This window comes from Providencia sp. Je.9.19 (genome assembly GCF_051129765.1).
Classification (GTDB): Bacteria; Pseudomonadota; Gammaproteobacteria; order Enterobacterales; family Enterobacteriaceae; genus Providencia.
Window position 1 is genome coordinate 59,109 of record NZ_JBCPSS010000004.1, and the last position, 17,530, is coordinate 76,638.

Consider the following 17,530-nt stretch of genomic DNA (forward strand, 5'->3'; position numbering starts at 1 on the left):
CGCAACGCAGGGAGACCACTATGTCGAAAAAGCATCCAATTATTGCAGTTACCGGTTCAAGTGGTGCTGGAACAACATCAACCAGCCAAGCTTTTCGTAAAATCTTCCATCAATTAAACATTCAGCCCGCAACACTTGAAGGCGATAGCTTTCATCGCTATACCCGGCCTGAAATGGATATGGCAATCCGCAAGGCCAGAGAGCAAGGGCGTCACATTAGCTACTTTGGTCCAGAAGCCAATGACTTCGCACTCTTAGAGCAAACTTTAGTCGATTATAGTCAGACAGGACACGGACAATCGCGTAAATATCTCCACACTTACGATGAGGCGGTTCCTTATGGCCTACAACCGGGTATATTCACACCTTGGGAGCCTTTCACTGAGAATACAGATGTTTTATTCTACGAGGGATTACATGGTGGAATAGTCACGCCAGAGCACGATGTCGCCCAGCACGTCGATTTGCTTGTCGGTGTTGTGCCTATTGTGAATTTGGAATGGATTCAAAAATTAATCCGCGATACAACAGAACGTGGGCATTCTCGAGAAGCGGTCATGGACTCGGTTGTTCGCTCGATGGGAGACTATATTAATTATATTACGCCTCAATTTTCACGCACTCATATCAATTTCCAACGAGTCCCTACCGTCGATACCTCTAACCCATTTTCAGCCAAAGCGATTCCGTCACAAGATGAAAGTTTTATTGTGATCCGTTTTCGCGGACTCAAACAGATTGATTTCCCCTATTTATTATCAATGATAAGCGGCTCATTTATTTCGGCAATAAATACCATTGTCGTGCCCGGTGGCAAACTTGGGTTAGCCATGGAACTAATTATGACCCCATTAGTTGAAAAGTTAATTACACAAAAACAAGATTAACTTATCACTGTTCTAAATAACTGATGCTTACCAATAAATAAAACAAGCATCAGTTATTAAAATAAATAGGCAAAAATTAAACTTATTATTAGTTTTTAATTTCAAAGCTGTGTGTCACTTCAACCGCTTTTTCTAACATCAACGCCACTGAACAATATTTTTCCGCCGAAAGTTGAACTGCGCGCTCAACCGCTTTTTCTGTTAATTCATGACCTGTTACAATAAAGTGCAAGTTAATGTGAGTAAAATAACGAGGTGCTTCATCGCGGCGCTGCGAAGTTAATTTCACCTCACAATCCGTAATATCATTACGGCCTTTTTGTAAGATAGAAACGACATCAATTGCACTACAGCCTCCAGCGGCCATTAATACCATTTCCATTGGGCTAGGCGCTTTGTCACCTGCATTTCCATCCATCATCACTTGATGCCCAGATGCTGACTCACCTAAAAAAGAGAGTCCTTCAACCCATTTAACTCTTGCTTCCATTGTTATTCCCCTTGAAAAAATAATCTTCAGAAACACATTGTTCCATAGATATAGCCAATATTACATCAGCTTTATTTAGCTGAAGCGATACAGGCGAGACTTTCTGGATTGAATGTGCTACAAACAATACTTAGTTGATAGGATTAAGATCAAGACTCAACGTTTTAATTGATCATATTATAGTGTCGATATTAACTTACTTCATATCTGCTGCATGTATTAATTAGAGTAGATAAGGTAAACTAATATGCTAAGCTAGTGACTTTAAAGACAGCCCTTCTAGCACGCTTTTTTGAATGGCTGCAATAACATACAGAGGATAACGCTAATGGTTCTCGGCAAGCCACAAACAGACCCTACTCTTGAATGGTTTTTGTCACACTGCCATATTCATAAGTATCCATCAAAAAGCACACTGATCCATCAAGGTGAAAAAGCAGAAACCCTTTACTATATCGTGAAAGGTTCAGTGGCTGTTTTAATCAAAGATGAAGAAGGCAAAGAAATGATTCTCTCCTACCTAAATCAAGGAGATTTCATTGGTGAGCTTGGGTTATTCGAAGAAGGTCAAGAGCGTACAGCGTGGGTTCGTGCAAAAGTAGCCTGCGAAGTCGCTGAAATATCTTATAAAAAATTCCGCCAACTGATTCAGGTTAACCCTGATATTCTTATGCGCCTTTCTGCGCAAATGGCAAGTCGCCTACAAACGACTTCTGAAAAAGTGGGTAACCTCGCTTTTCTAGATGTCACCGGACGTATTGCTCAAACACTGTTAAATTTAGCCAAACAACCAGATGCTATGACTCACCCGGACGGAATGCAAATCAAAATTACACGTCAGGAAATTGGTCAAATAGTAGGTTGTTCACGTGAAACTGTCGGTCGTATCCTAAAAATGCTAGAAGATCAAAATCTGATATCTGCACATGGTAAAACGATAGTCGTCTACGGCACACGGTAATTAACCTTCCAGCCTCACTCTCTTCCTGAGGCATGCACTTTAAAATAGCTTTATATCAATGATATAAAGCTATTTAATTTAATCAGAACTAATTTATATACTTTCATTATTGAGTAGCGTTTCCTTATATTATTTCCGCCTATTGTCCCTATAGAATAATAAACATAAGATTATTAATTAGGGAAATATTTATGGGCATTACATTAAGCAATTTATCTAAGTATTCCAACATTTTTACCGAAATCATTGATTCAGATGATTTTGTAGAAAAGATTTTCACAGTAACCTCTTCTATTAAAAATAATCCACTTCACACAGATAACCTATCAAAACAAGTACATACTAATAGCCTAGAAAGTATTGATTCAGGTTATGAAAATGATTTCGAAGATATAAATCAAGCGAAGAGCTTAAGCCCTGATGAATTTAAAGATAGAGTAAATAAATTAAAAGGTCGTTTATATAAATACTATGCATCATTTTTCAGTAATGAACAAAGCACTGATGCTATAATAAAAAAAAATAGACCTGTACTTGAAAAATTTAAAGAGATGAATGAAGAACTATATGGATATGCAAATTTTTCATATCGATATGTTAAAATACCTGGATTAGATATTAATAATCAGCAAAAAAGGAATGAAATTATAGAAAATTTCACATTACCAAAATCGCTGACAAATACAAATAACTCTAAAATCCCCTTAAAAACTCAGCCAATTAAAGCGCCGCTTAATAAAAAAACATTTCCTTCAGAGTCAGTTAGATATAAAAAAAAGACTAATTTTCATAAAGAGTTAGTCTATATAAATTATAAAACTTCTGAAAAGAATCAAAAAGCAATACCTCTACCAAAAAGTAATTTTGAATTCAAGGGTAATGTTCAGCAAACAAAAGCCTCATTATTAAGGACACAACGTATCAAAGAACAGTATCATTTATCTAATCAATCTGATTCATTTGGGTATAACGTACAAAAGCATCCACCAAGAAAAAATAGAGTCTCAATTAAAAAAAATCATTTAATAAGTTTGAATAACAATATCAAAAAAGAACAAAAGCTGACTAAAAAAATGAATGAGTATTTAGATAGCATTAAAGCAATACAGTCTCAAATCGATAATAACAATCAACTTTTGACCATTCTAAAATCATGAACTAACTGACTACACTGACACGAATTAACGCCATTGTTATTCAACTTTAACTTATTAAATCAATCTACCTCGTAAAAAAATGAAACTAAAAAATTATTTTTTATACTGAAAAATTGATAATAAATTTAAATAGCATCTATACAATACATCGAATCTGGAGCACATATGAATATAAACACTCAAACTTTAATGAAAAACATAGATAATACGCTATCCAAAAAAAATATTTTTATAGCGATAATTAGAGAAAACTTCCCTATTATTAAAGCAATAAATAACGTTAATTTGAACAATTTCTTTTATATTTTTCATTCAAATAACAAAAAAACACATTTAGAAACCGTAAAAAAAAGCGAACAAACTTTAAACACCGAAGTAACTTTAAATATTACAAAAATAAAATCATTAAAGAATGAATCAACCAAAAGATCATTTGAAATTTCATCAACCGTAGAAAATTTAAAAGATGAAAAAAATAAAAATATCAATAATGCATTAAAAATAGACAAGCCTTATGCCAGAGATTTAGTTATAAATAAAACTTCAAAAAATCAAAATGATACAATAAACTGTTATGAATCAAGTTCAAACGAATTAGAAAAAAATGAAAGCTTAACAAATGAATCTGAAAAATTAAAAAATGAGATTATTGAATTAAAATCATCTATAAAGTGTGAATCAAAAATAAAAGGAATTTTATATTTAGAAAAAAAAAGCACATATTTATCTACATTAGAAAATGATGTTTCAGAAACAGATAATACAAATAAAAAAAACAAAAAACTCAATGAATTAATTAATATGCAAAAATCAGTAAAAAATTTACTAAGTATAGAACTAGATGATATAAAAAATAAAGTTCACAATATAACATCTAAAAATAATAACATAGAGAGAGAATCTCTAATGACCTATGATGAAGATAATAACCCTATTTATCATGATGAATCTCATGATTTTAATTATGATGATTTCTTTGAAAAGAAATCTGAATTTGAAAATATAAACAATAATGTTATCTTTAAAGAATTAACCAATGAAAATCTTCAACTACGTTGTTTACTTGTTGACTTAAAAAAAGATCTTCAAAATTATAAAACCATAGTACAAGACCTCAGAATAGTAAATAATGATAATAATAAAAAAATCAATGTATTAAATAAAGAACGAATCAATAACAAAAAATCGATGAATACCATTAGCTCAACCTCATTATCTTCAGGTAATCATTCAAGTAATGAAAAAATTAACCTTATAAAAAACATTAAGATTCACGAGAAAAAAATAGAAGTGATACACAAAAAGCCAAAGGTTAATTTACCTTTAGCTAAGAAAAAAATAACCAATAGTTATTCATATACACATAAAAACAACTGCCTGGCAGCCGGGATACCAACATCCAGCACACCAGAGCAACTACATAAAAAACAAGAAGAAATGAGAACAAGGAGAAGAAATACCCCCTTAAAATCATAATAAAAAATAATATTATTAGACAAGTTGCAGAGTGATTCTCTCTGCAACTTGTCAATAAATAACTAACTCAATAATTTTCCAATCGCTGCTTCTAGCTTTATCATACCGCTATTAATTTCTTCTTCTGAAATAATCAATGATGGGGTGAAACGTAATACGTTTGGCCCTGCATTTAACATCATCAAGCCTTCTACTGCACAAGCCTGCATGACATCTTTCGAACGATTGAACAATTGACCTTTAAGTTCAGCACCAATTAATAGCCCCATTCCTCTTATTTCAGCAAAAATATTATATTTGTCATTCAACTTATTTAGATGAGAAACAAACAAATCATGACGTTGTTGCACGCCATTTAACACTTCATCAGTATTAATAATATCAAAAGCTGCATTACCCACCGCACAGGCGAGCGGATTACCACCATAAGTTGTACCATGGGCACCGACTTCCATGGTTTGAGCAATGTCTTTCGTGGTGATCATCGCACTAATAGGGAAGCCACCACCCAGTGCTTTTGCAGTAGTTAAAATATCGGGAACTACATCATAGTGCATATAAGAAAATAACTTACCTGTACGCCCCATACCACTTTGCACTTCATCAAAAATAAGCAAAGCGTTATTTTCATCGCACAGTTTACGCACTCCTTGCATAAATTCCATTGTCGCCGCAGTAATGCCCCCCTCTCCTTGTATCGGTTCTAAAACCACAGCACAGGTATTTTCATCAATAACTGCTTTCACTGCCGCTAAGTCATTAAAAGGGACGTGAATAATATCAGCCGGCTTTGGACCAAAGCCATCTGCGTATTTAGCCTGTCCCCCTACGGAAACAGTAAATAACGTTCGACCATGAAAAGCCTGCTTAAAAGCAATAATTTTTGTTTTATACGGATTATATTGAGTAATTGCGTAACGACGCGCTAATTTGAAGGCAGCTTCATTGGCTTCAGAGCCAGAGTTAACAAAAAATGCACGATCGGCAAATGTCGCATTAATTAATTTTTGCGCCAATCTCAGAGTTTGTTCATTGGTGAAAATATTACTGACATGCCAAAGTTTTTCACTTTGTTCGCGAACCGCAGACACCAACGCAGGATGGCAATGGCCTAGTGCTAAGACTGCAATTCCACCTGCAAAATCAATGTATTCTTTGCCTTGCTGATCCCAAACGCGACTGCCCTCACCCTTTACAGGGATAAACTCAGCCGGAGAAAATATAGGCAATATGACTTGGTCGAAAGTCTGCCGATTCACTGCTTGTGGTTGTGTCATATTCCTCACCTGCTCTTTACCTAATGCCTAAATGAAAATATAAGCATTAAATATGAATAAAAAATCAAAAAAGAGCAATAGCAATAGGTGAAATATGCATAATTAATTTCTAAACGATAGCGGCAGCAGAGGTTAATACTTTAAAAAATTATTTAACAGCTCATGCCCTTGTTCACTAAGGATACTTTCAGGATGGAATTGAACGCCTTCAATTGGTAGCGTTTTATGGCGTATTCCCATAATTTCATCCACATCACCGTTATTTAGCGACCATGCGGAAACATCAAAAGAAACAGGTAATGTTTCAGCCGCAATCACTAAAGAATGGTAGCGAGTCACTGTTAAAGGACGATTTAACCCTTTAAATACACCTTGATGGTTATGGTGAATAGCAGAAGTTTTACCATGCATAATTTCTCGCGCCTTAACCACAGACGCACCAAATGCTTGGCCAATCGCTTGGTGTCCAAGGCAAATGCCCAAAATAGGCAGTTTACCCGCAAAATATTTGATGGCCTCAAGAGAGATCCCTGCTTCATCAGGCGTGCAAGGGCCTGGCGATATCACAAGATGTGTAGGTGAAAGCTGTTCAATTTCATCAATGGTAATTTCATCATTACGTTTCACTACAACTTCAGTACCCAATTCACGAAAATATTGGTATAGGTTGTAAGTAAATGAATCGTAATTATCAATAAGTAGAAGCATAGTAGCCTATCCGACTGATTTTTATCATTATATATTATATCCCAATGCATGAATCATCCATCTTAGCAATCAGAATGATGCTTAAAAAGCCATAATTTTTTGCAAGGGGCGGCTATCATAGCACAGCCTTAGCAAGAAAATAGCCCATTTTGGTCAACTAATTATTTTTAACTACAGAAATTTCCATATAAAAATCATGGAATTGTATTTACATAATGATAACAAATAATCATTATCAAAGGGGTGAGTTGGAAATTAATCAATAGAAAAGAGATATTCGTTTTAAAATATCGACCTTTATATTAGGTGAAATAAACATGAGGAGTAAAACAATAGTGGATAAATAAAAATGTAATTTATCCACTACTCTAAATTTATTTATGGTTTTTTAATGACTTCAGCTGAGAGGATCGTAATAGGTTCAACTGGAACATTTTGATAAGGACCGACATTCTCTGTTTTTACTTTAGAGATTTTATCTACAACGTCCATTCCTTTGACCACTTTACCAAAAACGGCATATCCAAAATCACGTTGACCATGATCTAAAAAGGCGTTATCTGCAATATTAATAAAGAACTGGCTTGTTGCACTATCTTTATTCGCTGTTCGTGCCATTGAGATAGTCCCACGTAAATTACGCAAGCCATTATCTGCTTCATTTTTAACCGGGGCACGAGTTTGCTTTTGCTGTAAATCTTTATCAAAACCGCCACCTTGGATCATAAACCCAGGAATTACACGGTGGAAGGTCGTTCCATTGTAATAACCTTCATTGATATATTGAACGAAATTTTCTGTCGTTGCAGGGGCTTTTTTACTATTCAGTTCTAACTCGATATTCCCTGCTGATGTCACTAATTTAACATAAGTTTCACCCGCAGATAATGCAAGAGTCGATGCGCTCATTGCACAGATAGCCAATAAAGGCACAAAAATTCGTTTTAACATTCAAGGTCCCTTTCTTTATTGCTCAATAACATATTAATAGCCCAATTCTAGAGCGAACCTAAAGAGATTGCTAAAGATTTACCTTTATTTACGCCAAATTATTGGAAATCACCAAATAAGTTAAACTGTAGACCAGTTTTAATAAAATACATATCGAATAATGTGTATTTAACGAAAATGAGCTGATCGACATAGTTGAGCGATACCATTCCCTTATAAGTTAGTAAAATATCCGCATCCCCCTAAATAATTCGGGCTGTAGTTCGGGTTGTAGTTAGGCGGCGAATGAAGATATATCGAGGAGCATACAATAGTACGTGACTCGAATAGCTGAATAATGCCAACATCTCCCTATAAGTTCTGAGCAAATATCAACATTCCCCCTAAATAATTCGGACTGTAGTTTCGGTTGTAGGTAGGCGGCGAATGAAGGTATATCGAGGAGCATACAATAGTACGTGACTCGAATAGCTGAATAATGCCAACATCTCCCTATAAGTTCTGAGCAAATATCAACATTCCCCCTAAGTAATTCGGACTGTAGTTCGGGTTGTAGTTAGGCGGCGAATGAAGATATATCGAGGAGCATACAATAGTATGTGACTCGAATAGCTGAATAATGCCAACATCTCCCTATAAGTTCTGAGCAAATATCAACATTCCCCCTAAATAATTCGGACTGTAGGTAGGCGGCGAATAAAGATATATCGAGGAGCATACAATAGTATGTGACTCGAATAGCTGAATGATGCCAACACCCCTACAGTTCGAAGTATGACGAAGAGATAGTTTGCGCTATAATCCTCCAGCCTTTTGAGGCTAACTCAGGGAGAATGACACATGGTCATTAAAAACCATAACTACCACATGGCAAAATTTGTCATCAGCGCACCCGATATTCGCCATCTTCCGAAAGATACGGGTATTGAAGTTGCCTTTGCAGGCCGCTCAAATGCGGGAAAATCGAGCGCTTTAAATGCGCTAACACAACAAAAAGGCTTGGCTCGTACCAGTAAAACGCCAGGAAGAACTCAGCTAATCAACCTTTTTGAGGTTGAGGAAGGTATTCGCCTTGTTGACCTTCCAGGCTATGGCTATGCCGAAGTTCCTGAAGAAATGAAACGCAAATGGCAGCATGCACTGGGTGAATATCTTCAAAAAAGAGAGTGTATTAAAGGATTAGTTGTATTGATGGATATCCGTCATCCACTTAAAGACCTTGATATGCAAATGATTCAATGGTCTGTCACGATGGAAGTGCCTGTTTTAGTATTATTAACTAAAGCGGATAAGCTGGCTTCTGGCGCAAGAAAAAAACAATTGATCGATGTTCGTCAAGCATTAGCGCCATTAGGTGGCGATATTGAAATCGAATATTTTTCTGCGTTGAAAAAAATTGGTATCGATAAACTTCGTATCAAACTTGATAGCTGGTATAGCACCCCCGTTTAATACTGACACCTACCTTGTGCGTCAATTTGGCGTGCAACGGTCAAATTAGCGAATCTACTGAATTTTAGATAAAAAAATGCTCCAGTCAAAAACTTTGACTGGAGCAGCTAATATTCAGCTAAATCCGATTACGTGAAGTAAAAGGTCTGAAAGATAGAACATCTTACCTCTGTACCCTACGTCAATTACTCTACTTTATTTTCAGCTCGAAAAAAAGCCTTTTTGTAATTTTTTTTCAATGCTGATTACGATTCAGCAAGAATTTAAACGAAAAAACATCGAAAAAATGTATTTTTATTACATATTTATGAGATTTACGTCGCATAAATATGTAATGTGATATTTTGATATTCATTGAAAAATCAAGTGTTTTATCTAAGCATTAAGACGAATAAGAAAGGAAAATACAGTGGAGAAAAAATAATTACATTCACTGGGATGAGAACTAAAAATTGAATAATTGAATAATTGTAAACATAACTTCCATTTACTCTAAATAATTCGAGTTGTATCAAGGCGGCAAACAAGGACAACTCGGGGAGCATACACAAGTATGTGACCCGAGTAGCCGCGCCGCTACAGCTCGAAATATGACGAGTAAATATCGAAGTATAACGAGCAAATAAAAACTAGTGAGCTTCGTCCCAATTATCGCCGACACCCACATCCACTCTTAACGGGACATCAAGCGTCATACTTGCTTCCATTAATGCCTTCACCTTCGCTTGTACTTGCTCAAGTTCAGATTCTTTCACCTCAAATACCAATTCATCGTGAACTTGCATTAGCATATCTACATCAGGTTTCTCTGTTTGCAACCAGGTATCAACCGCAATCATCGCTTTTTTGATGATATCTGCGGCAGTCCCTTGCATCGGAGCGTTAATCGCTTCGCGCTCTGCGGCCTTACGGCGCATACCGTTACTTGATTTAATATCTGCCAAATAGAGTCTACGGCCTTCAAGTGTTTCAACGTAGCCTTGCTCTGAAGCCTGCAAGCGGGTGTTTTCCATATAACGCAATACGCCTGGGTAACGTTCAAAGTAGAGATCCATATAGCGCTGCGCTTCACCACGAGCAATACCGAGTTGGCGAGCAAGGCCAAAAGCACTCATGCCGTAAATCAGGCCAAAGTTAATCGCTTTTGCACTACGACGTTGGTCACTGGTAACCTCGTCAAGAGGAACACCAAATACCTCAGCAGCAGTCGCCTTATGGATATCTTTACCCTCTGCAAATGCCGTTAACAACCCTTTATCTTGAGATAAATGCGCCATAATCCGTAATTCGATTTGCGAATAGTCCGCCGCCATCACTTTATAACCTTTACGAGCTATAAATGCTTGGCGAATACGACGACCTTCTTCGGTTCTAACGGGGATATTTTGCAAGTTAGGATCACGAGAAGATAAACGTCCCGTGGCCGTTACCGCTTGATGATAAGAAGTGTGAACACGCTGCGTTCTTGGGTTTATCATCAATGGTAGTTTATCTGTATACGTTGATTTCAGCTTCGCTAAGCTGCGATGCTCAAGTAACAATTTAGGTAATGCATGATTGACCGCTAACTCTTCAAGTACCTCTTCATTAGTTGAAGCGGCACCGCTTGGCGTTTTTTTAACTACTGGTAATTGCAGCTTTTCAAACAAAATAACTTGTAATTGCTTTGGTGATGCAAGGTTGAACTCTTCCCCTGCTAATTCGAATGCCTCTTTTTCTAATTCCGCTAAACGTGCGGTGATCACCTTCGATTGTGCCGCTAATACGTTAGCATCAATCAAAACACCTTTACGTTCCATTCTGACTAATACAGGTACAAGCGGCATTTCGATATTGTGAAATATATGAGAAAGCTTCGGCTCTGCTTCTAATTGAGGATACAGCGCTTGATGCAAAAGTAATGTCACATCAGCATCTTCCGCCGCATAATTTGCCGCTTCCTCTAATGCAATCTGATTAAATGTCAGTTGTTTTTTACCTTTACCGGCTATTTCTTCAAAACTCACCGTTTTGTGATTAAGATGACGATCTGCAAGGCTGTCCATATCATGACGTCCCATGCCAGCCACACTATTAAGCACATAAGATTCCAACATGGTATCAAAAGCTATTCCTTTGAGCTCAATACCATAGTTTTCCAACACTTCAGCGTCATATTTTAGGTTCTGACCCACTTTAAGAATAGTTTCACTCTCAAGAAGTGGTTTCATTGCCGCAAGCACATCTTCAAGTGGCAATTGCACTGGTGCATCAAGATAGTCATGACTTAACGGTAAATAGGCTGCATGTCCCACTTCAATTGCAAAAGACATCCCCACAAGGCGCGCCTCTTGGGTATCAAGGCTGTCAGTTTCGGTATCAAAAGCAAATAATGACGCGGAACTTAATTTTTCAATCCAACGGTCAAAATCGGCTTTTTCAAGAATAGTTTGATAATTTTCTGCACTGAGCGTTGGCATAACCGGCGTCGGCGTTGTGGTAGTTTTAATATCAGCCGGACTGCGAGCAGGCGGTTTCCCTCCCCCCCCTTTGCCATCCATCCAAGTGCCATTTTCTACATCTACTAACCAGCGTTTGAATTCATAGCGACCAAATAATTGGTGAAGTTTGTCTACATCAGGCGGGGTGACTTGTAATTCTTCACAACATTTATCCAGCTCAACATCTGTTTTGATAGTTGCCAATTGGTAAGATAAAAAAGCTAATTCACGATTTTCAGCCATTTTTGGCGCTAACGTCTTCGATCCTCTGAAACCCAAAGGCGCAATAGCATCAAGATCGTTATAAATAGATTCTAAATTGCCGATCCCTTGAAGGAGTGCGAGCGCTGTTTTCTCACCCACACCGGGAACGCCAGGAATGTTATCTGATGAATCCCCCATTAGCGCAAGGAAATCAATAATTAGCTCTGGTGGTACACCATATTTCTCTTTGACCTCATCAGGTCCTAAAATGGTGTTATTCATCGTATTGATAAGTGTGATGTTAGGCTCTACTAACTGCGCCATATCTTTATCGCCTGTACTTATCAGAACAGACATACCTTTTCGACTAGCTTCACGCGCTAAAGTACCGATCACATCATCCGCTTCAACCCCAGAAACAACTAATAGCGGCAATCCCATCGCTTCCACCATTTCATGAAGTGGTGCGATTTGCTCACGTAAATCATCGGGCATTGGAGGACGGTGTGATTTATAACTTTCAAACAACTCATCACGAAATGTTTTTCCCTTCGCATCAAAGACAACCGCAACATGGCTTGGTTTATATTGCATGATTAGGCTACGAAGCATATTGAGCACGCCATACATTGCGCCGGTAGGCTCGCCAGCACTATTTGTTAGTGGTGGAAATGCATGATAAGCACGGTATAGGTAAGAGGAGCCATCTACCAAAATAAGGGGATTTTCTGCAATCTGAGCCATAGTCTGTCATCATCTTTTTATCGGGAACGAATGACAATAGGATGCCACAATGTGGCTTCAGATACACTCAGAGAGTCAAAAAGAAACGCGAATTAGCGAATAAAAGTAAACTATCGAAACGACTAGTTGCCCCATTAGTCACTCTGCGTCACCTTTTCAGATGTGTATTAATCTGTGGATAAGTATGTGGGTAAATTTATGTTATTGATTAAATTCAACAACTAAAGAGTTTACAACAAGTTAAACAAGAAAATAAAATCAATGACTTAGATAAAGATTAATTGATTTAGCGCATATAAATGGGATCAGCGTTATTGTGGATATTGATATTGAATAGCAGAATAATGAAACGATGGCGGTATAAGCACCGCCATCTAAATTTAACTTACCACACTATTTTTGCACTATTTTTTATTCACTAAGAAGTTCACAACGCTTGAAAACTCTTTGCCATAATTAGCCGCGTCATCTACAGCAATACCGTTATTACGAACTTGGTATTTGCCATCAACAAAAATTGCAGGCACGCCGCGCAATTTTAAATCTTGTGCTGCATTTTGTTGCTTAGCAACAACAGATTTAACCACAAAGCTATTGAGTGCTGCGTCATACTCTTCACCAGAAATACCTGCTTTAATAAATGCATTACGAATATCCGCAGGACTGTTGATTGATTGTGTTTTTTGAATACCTTCAAACAGAATTGGAGTCACTTTATCTTCAGCTTTTAAAACAATAGCGACTGCCCATGCTTGAGTCAGCTCTGCACCTAGAGGACCTAGAAAATCAACGTGATAACGTTCCATTTTCACGCCTTCAGGTAAATTTTTTGCAACAGTTTGTGGCACTTTATAAACGCTTTCAAACTGGTAGCAATGTGGGCAATAGAAAGAGAAAAACTCAAGAACTTGAGGTAAATTTTGCACTGATGCTTTTACATCTGTGTATTCTTTACCTTCCGTGTAATTTGCAGCAGATACACCAAAAGACATGGCAATACCAATCAAAGCCAACATAATTTTTTTCATATACTACGCTCTCCAAAAATAAAACTTTTTAATTAAAATTGAGGGGTCAACTGCAAAGGGGCTTCCTGCAATCGCGCAATTTGCTGAACAAATTCGTTTGATTGCTTTTGCCAAAAATCATCAGCTTGTAGCCATGAAAACGCTCTTGGAAAGGCAGGATCTTGCCAACGACGAATGATCCATCCGAGATAATGCACCATGCGCATGGCTCTTAGCGGTTCAATAAGCTTTAGTTCTTTGACATCAAAATCACAAAACTCATTATAAGTTTCTAATAACGTATCTAACTGCATAATTTGATCTTGGCGTGAGCCATTTAACAACATCCATAAGTCCTGAACTGCTGGACCATTACGTGCATCATCAAAATCCACCAGCCAAGCTTCATCACGCCATAAAATATTACCCGGATGACAATCACCCTGTAAGCGCATAAATGAATGCGAGTTTGGCCATTGCAGTTTTACTTGTGCAATCAGCGCATCTAGCGATTCGATAAATTTATCCTTCCAGCGAGCTGTAATCAGCGGGCTAGCAACAATAATATCCCGAGGTTGGGAAAGATATTCATCAACACCCATAGTAGGTCGAAATGCAAAGTTTCTTTTCTTACCGATTTGATGAACTCGGCCTAACAGATGTCCAACACTTTCTAACTGATATAAATTATCCGTTTCATATTGGCGTCCTCCGATGCTCGGAAAAACAGCAAACATAAATCCACCAAATTCTAAAACGGTTTGTCCTGCAAATTCGAGAGGCGCCGCAACCGATAAATCCTCATCCCGTAATTCAAGCGTAAAATCATGTTCCTCTTGAATTTGAGAACGATTCCAACGTTCTGGGCGATAAAATTTCACCACAAATCGTTGTCGATTTTCGTCCTGAAACTGATAAACCCTATTTTCATAGCTATTGAGTTCTGTTAGCCCTGACTCTGGGTAAATCCCGACTTCCATTAGCGCATCTAAGATCAAGTCTGGTGATATTCCACTAAAGTGGAAGCTTGAATGTTCTACTGTCTCTTTCATGACTTAATCTTTAATAATGCCGCGAGCTCGTAACAGCGCAGTTTTAAAATCATCTTCATAATCTTTTTTCAGACCAGGGATCGCTTCGTTGCTATCTGTTCCACGCATTTTTAGATGATAAATTAATACATCATCGGTAAGATCAGATAAATCGCCTTTAAAACCTGCTTCATCCGCAAGTTTCTGCAATAATTCAACTAAGTTAAGATCCGAATTATCTTTCCAAACGGGTTGCAGAAGCTCAATCACTTCATTTAAGCGATGGCATTTCATGTTTATTCCTTTATCACGAATATTGGGTACAAGTTATCAATAATCATACAAGAGAAAAAGCGAACTGTTGTCAATCTAAGTAAAGTTTAGCTTTAATTCATGTGAATATTCATTGATTTTATAGGAAAATAGAATAAATTTTAGCAATTACTATAACTAAAAATGTTTTCTCGTATGTTGAAACATTTTATTGAAGATATTCAAGGATATTGAATATGTCATTTAGTGAGTCAATAACTGGCGTCATACTCGCTGGTGGGCGAGGCACCCGTATGGGGGGACAAGATAAAGGTCTAATTCCTTTACTTGGTAAGCCTTTGTATCAACACATAATTAATCGATTAGAATCACAAGTTGAACAAATAATTATTAATGCAAACCGTAATCAAGAATGCTACCGCCAAAGTCAGTTAACGGTTTTTTCAGATATTAATAATGATTTTTCAGGTCCTTTAGCAGGTATGCAAGCGGCGCTACATCAAGCGAAAACAGACTGGTTACTGTTTGTTCCTTGTGACGTACCCGATTTTCCGACTGATTTAGCTGCTAAAATGTTTGCTGAAAAAGAAGATAATTTAGCTTGTTATGCATGCGATAATGAACGCGAGCATCCTACATTTGCGTTACTTCACCGCTCGTTACAAAAACAACTGGATAGCTATCTCGCTAGAGGCGATCGTAAATTAATGCTGTTTATGCAAGAGGTGAAGGCTAAAAAGATCCTATTTTCTTCTGAAACTGGATCGTTTGCTAATTTAAATACACCGGAAGATAGCCGTCATTGGGAGTTACAACAAAAACAATTATGAACCAGAACACACTACCTCTTCTCGGTATTACGGCCTATAGTGGCACCGGTAAAACCACCTTATTAAAGCAAATTATTCCGTTATTGAAACAACGTCATGTTCGTGTCGGTTTAATCAAACACACTCATCACGATATGGAAGTGGATAAACCGGGTAAAGATAGTTACGAATTACGCAAAGCAGGCGCAAATCAGACCTTGGTTGCCAGTCAACAACGCTGGGCACTCATGACTGAAACCCCTGATAACAATGAAATGGATCTACGTTATTTAGCCAATCGATTTGATCCAGATTCATTAGATCTTATTTTAGTCGAAGGATTCAAACACGAAACGATCGATAAAATTGCCTTATTCCGATCGGAGGTAGGCAAACCACTCAATGGGTTGATTGACCAATATGTTGTTGCCGTCGCCAGTAATGAAATTATTGACACTCATGTACCTCAATTAGATATCAACAATCCAGAGCAAATCGCGGATTACATTGTTTCTTGGTGGCAAAAAAGCCAAAAATCCTAAGTTTTTTACATTGTCTATCAATCGCTTATAATCAGTTTCATTAAATAAGCGGTTGATTAGCTTTTACGTATTTTTAATTGTGGCATTAATTTAATTATATTTGGTACAGGCTCAGTACGACACCATATTATCTCTAACAAGTTAAGAACTTGCTCGGCGATGTCAATTACAGGTTGGGCAATAGTCGTTAGCTGATAACCTTGCCATGCCGCCATCGGAATATCATCACACCCAACGACTCTCAGTTTTTGTGGGACGTATAAATTGTCAATTTGACGACAATAATCCATTAAACCCATGGCTAAAGAATCTGACGCACAAAATACACCGTCTAGCTCGCGTAGCTGCGTACTTTGCTGTTGAGCAATATCAAATCCCGCCTGATAGCCATAGCGACCGGCTTCTAAACGGAGTGGTGTTGCAACTCCCGCATCCAATAATTGCCGTTTAAATCCAGTAAAACGCTCATTTGAAGCTTGCCCATCAATTCGCCCAGCAATAAAACCGAATTTTGTTAACCCTAACGAAAGTAGGTAATCAGCCGCTATTTTTCCTGCACTTATATTATCTGTTTGTATGGATGGGATAATTCCCTGCGCATCCGTTCGCCCTAATGTCACTAAAGGTAGGGATAATTTTAAACACTGCTTAAAATGTTCTACTGGTAATGAACCAACAACCGCGACCACAGCATCCACTTGATAGCCAGATAACTGCAAAATAGCACTATCTAAGTCTTCAGCTTGCTTCACATTGAGCAACATCGGCTGTTTGCCCCGACTTTGCAATGCCGTTGATAACGCTTCAAATAAATATGATTCATAAGGATTAGATAAATCGCTAATCAAAATAGCAACAAGGTTTGAACGTTGTTTTTGTGTTGGTGTACTTAGCGTTCTCGCAAAGAGATTTGGTTGATAACCCAATTGTTTCGCTGCATCTAAAATTTTTTGCTGTTTTTGTGGATTAATACTCGCGCCTTCCGTAAACGCGCGAGAAACCGCAGAGCGCGATACACCTGCATAAACAGCAACATCGGATGAAGTTACCTTTTTACTTGAAATCATAACCTTACCATTCG

16 protein-coding genes are annotated in these 17,530 nt (G+C 37.5%); 7 read left to right on the top strand and 9 right to left on the bottom strand.

Annotation, left to right across the window (positions count from 1 at the left end; all coding sequences use genetic code 11):
* Positions 1-20 precede the first annotated feature (20 nt).
* Entirely contained in the window at positions 21-887 is an 867-nt protein-coding gene (locus AAZR93_RS14950) for a phosphoribulokinase (RefSeq protein ID WP_294111004.1), read from the top strand.
* An 88-nt stretch (positions 888-975) separates the two neighbouring features.
* Here AAZR93_RS14950 and AAZR93_RS14955 read toward each other — a convergent pair whose 3' ends face one another.
* The gene (locus AAZR93_RS14955) at positions 976-1,377 is read right to left on the bottom strand and encodes an OsmC family protein (RefSeq protein WP_294111000.1); all 402 of its coding nucleotides are present in this window, start codon (positions 1,375-1,377) and stop codon (positions 976-978) included.
* A 328-nt stretch (positions 1,378-1,705) separates the two neighbouring features.
* On the opposite strand from AAZR93_RS14955, the gene crp reads away from it, so the two are divergent.
* The 3 genes from crp (at position 1,706) to AAZR93_RS14970 (ending at position 4,971) form a co-directional block, all read left to right on the top strand.
* Positions 1,706-2,338, top strand: a complete 633-nt coding sequence (gene crp, locus AAZR93_RS14960; protein WP_006813718.1) for a cAMP-activated global transcriptional regulator CRP — start codon at positions 1,706-1,708, stop codon at positions 2,336-2,338.
* Between the two features lie 191 nt (positions 2,339-2,529).
* The gene (locus AAZR93_RS14965) at positions 2,530-3,495 is read left to right on the top strand and encodes a hypothetical protein (protein WP_434720268.1); all 966 of its coding nucleotides are present in this window, start codon (positions 2,530-2,532) and stop codon (positions 3,493-3,495) included.
* Positions 3,496-3,660: 165 nt separating this feature from the next.
* Positions 3,661-4,971 (top strand): hypothetical protein, encoded by a 1,311-nt coding sequence (locus AAZR93_RS14970; protein WP_434720269.1) that lies wholly within the window; start codon positions 3,661-3,663, stop codon positions 4,969-4,971.
* Between the two features lie 62 nt (positions 4,972-5,033).
* Here the strand turns inward: AAZR93_RS14970 and AAZR93_RS14975 are convergent, their stop codons facing one another.
* The 3 genes from AAZR93_RS14975 to ppiA all read right to left on the bottom strand — a co-directional run bounded on the left by AAZR93_RS14975 (position 5,034) and on the right by ppiA (position 7,907).
* Entirely contained in the window at positions 5,034-6,248 is a 1,215-nt protein-coding gene (locus AAZR93_RS14975) for an aspartate aminotransferase family protein (RefSeq protein ID WP_434720270.1), read from the bottom strand.
* 132 nt (positions 6,249-6,380) lie between these two features.
* Complete coding sequence (locus AAZR93_RS14980; RefSeq protein ID WP_294110952.1) at positions 6,381-6,956, bottom strand: aminodeoxychorismate synthase component II; 576 nt, start codon at positions 6,954-6,956, stop codon at positions 6,381-6,383.
* A 378-nt stretch (positions 6,957-7,334) separates the two neighbouring features.
* A complete protein-coding gene (ppiA, locus tag AAZR93_RS14985; protein WP_294110950.1) occupies positions 7,335-7,907 on the bottom strand; it encodes a peptidylprolyl isomerase A in 573 nt (190 codons plus the stop codon).
* An 840-nt stretch (positions 7,908-8,747) separates the two neighbouring features.
* On the opposite strand from ppiA, the gene yihA reads away from it, so the two are divergent.
* A complete protein-coding gene (gene yihA / locus AAZR93_RS14990) occupies positions 8,748-9,359 on the top strand; it encodes a ribosome biogenesis GTP-binding protein YihA/YsxC (RefSeq protein WP_294107178.1) in 612 nt (203 codons plus the stop codon).
* Between the two features lie 629 nt (positions 9,360-9,988).
* Here yihA and polA read toward each other — a convergent pair.
* The 4 genes from polA to AAZR93_RS15010 form a co-directional block, all read right to left on the bottom strand.
* Positions 9,989-12,787 (bottom strand): DNA polymerase I, encoded by a 2,799-nt coding sequence (polA, locus tag AAZR93_RS14995; RefSeq protein ID WP_294107177.1) that lies wholly within the window; start codon positions 12,785-12,787, stop codon positions 9,989-9,991.
* A gap of 404 nt (positions 12,788-13,191) precedes the next feature.
* Complete coding sequence (dsbA, locus tag AAZR93_RS15000; protein WP_294107176.1) at positions 13,192-13,815, bottom strand: thiol:disulfide interchange protein DsbA; 624 nt, start codon at positions 13,813-13,815, stop codon at positions 13,192-13,194.
* A 32-nt stretch (positions 13,816-13,847) separates the two neighbouring features.
* The gene (locus tag AAZR93_RS15005; protein ID WP_434720271.1) at positions 13,848-14,846 is read right to left on the bottom strand and encodes a serine/threonine protein kinase; all 999 of its coding nucleotides are present in this window, start codon (positions 14,844-14,846) and stop codon (positions 13,848-13,850) included.
* 3 nt (positions 14,847-14,849) lie between these two features.
* Positions 14,850-15,119, bottom strand: coding sequence for a YihD family protein (locus tag AAZR93_RS15010; RefSeq protein WP_294107174.1), 270 nt, complete (start codon positions 15,117-15,119; stop codon positions 14,850-14,852).
* 215 nt (positions 15,120-15,334) lie between these two features.
* On the opposite strand from AAZR93_RS15010, the gene mobA reads away from it, so the two are divergent.
* Together mobA and mobB are read left to right on the top strand one after the other, a co-directional pair.
* Positions 15,335-15,928 (top strand): molybdenum cofactor guanylyltransferase MobA, encoded by a 594-nt coding sequence (mobA, locus tag AAZR93_RS15015; RefSeq protein ID WP_434720272.1) that lies wholly within the window; start codon positions 15,335-15,337, stop codon positions 15,926-15,928.
* A complete protein-coding gene (gene mobB, locus AAZR93_RS15020; protein ID WP_294107172.1) occupies positions 15,925-16,449 on the top strand; it encodes a molybdopterin-guanine dinucleotide biosynthesis protein MobB in 525 nt (174 codons plus the stop codon). The genes mobA and mobB overlap by 4 nt, the downstream gene beginning before the upstream one ends.
* Before the next feature lie 56 nt (positions 16,450-16,505).
* On the opposite strand, the gene AAZR93_RS15025 is transcribed toward mobB, so the two are convergent.
* Complete coding sequence (locus tag AAZR93_RS15025) at positions 16,506-17,516, bottom strand: LacI family DNA-binding transcriptional regulator (protein ID WP_294107171.1); 1,011 nt, start codon at positions 17,514-17,516, stop codon at positions 16,506-16,508.
* Positions 17,517-17,530: the final 14 nt, after the last annotated feature.

Coding starts and splice junctions, on each gene's coding strand:
- AAZR93_RS14950 (WP_294111004.1), top strand. CDS start 21: ATGTCGAAAAAGCATCCAATTATTGCAGTTACCGGTTCAAGTGGTGCT.
- AAZR93_RS14955 (WP_294111000.1), bottom strand. CDS start 1,377: ATGGAAGCAAGAGTTAAATGGGTTGAAGGACTCTCTTTTTTAGGTGAG.
- crp (WP_006813718.1), top strand. CDS start 1,706: ATGGTTCTCGGCAAGCCACAAACAGACCCTACTCTTGAATGGTTTTTG.
- AAZR93_RS14965 (WP_434720268.1), top strand. CDS start 2,530: ATGGGCATTACATTAAGCAATTTATCTAAGTATTCCAACATTTTTACC.
- AAZR93_RS14970 (WP_434720269.1), top strand. CDS start 3,661: ATGAATATAAACACTCAAACTTTAATGAAAAACATAGATAATACGCTA.
- AAZR93_RS14975 (WP_434720270.1), bottom strand. CDS start 6,248: ATGACACAACCACAAGCAGTGAATCGGCAGACTTTCGACCAAGTCATA.
- AAZR93_RS14980 (WP_294110952.1), bottom strand. CDS start 6,956: ATGCTTCTACTTATTGATAATTACGATTCATTTACTTACAACCTATAC.
- ppiA (WP_294110950.1), bottom strand. CDS start 7,907: ATGTTAAAACGAATTTTTGTGCCTTTATTGGCTATCTGTGCAATGAGC.
- yihA (WP_294107178.1), top strand. CDS start 8,748: ATGGTCATTAAAAACCATAACTACCACATGGCAAAATTTGTCATCAGC.
- polA (WP_294107177.1), bottom strand. CDS start 12,787: ATGGCTCAGATTGCAGAAAATCCCCTTATTTTGGTAGATGGCTCCTCT.
- dsbA (WP_294107176.1), bottom strand. CDS start 13,815: ATGAAAAAAATTATGTTGGCTTTGATTGGTATTGCCATGTCTTTTGGT.
- AAZR93_RS15005 (WP_434720271.1), bottom strand. CDS start 14,846: ATGAAAGAGACAGTAGAACATTCAAGCTTCCACTTTAGTGGAATATCA.
- AAZR93_RS15010 (WP_294107174.1), bottom strand. CDS start 15,119: ATGAAATGCCATCGCTTAAATGAAGTGATTGAGCTTCTGCAACCCGTT.
- mobA (WP_434720272.1), top strand. CDS start 15,335: ATGTCATTTAGTGAGTCAATAACTGGCGTCATACTCGCTGGTGGGCGA.
- mobB (WP_294107172.1), top strand. CDS start 15,925: ATGAACCAGAACACACTACCTCTTCTCGGTATTACGGCCTATAGTGGC.
- AAZR93_RS15025 (WP_294107171.1), bottom strand. CDS start 17,516: ATGATTTCAAGTAAAAAGGTAACTTCATCCGATGTTGCTGTTTATGCA.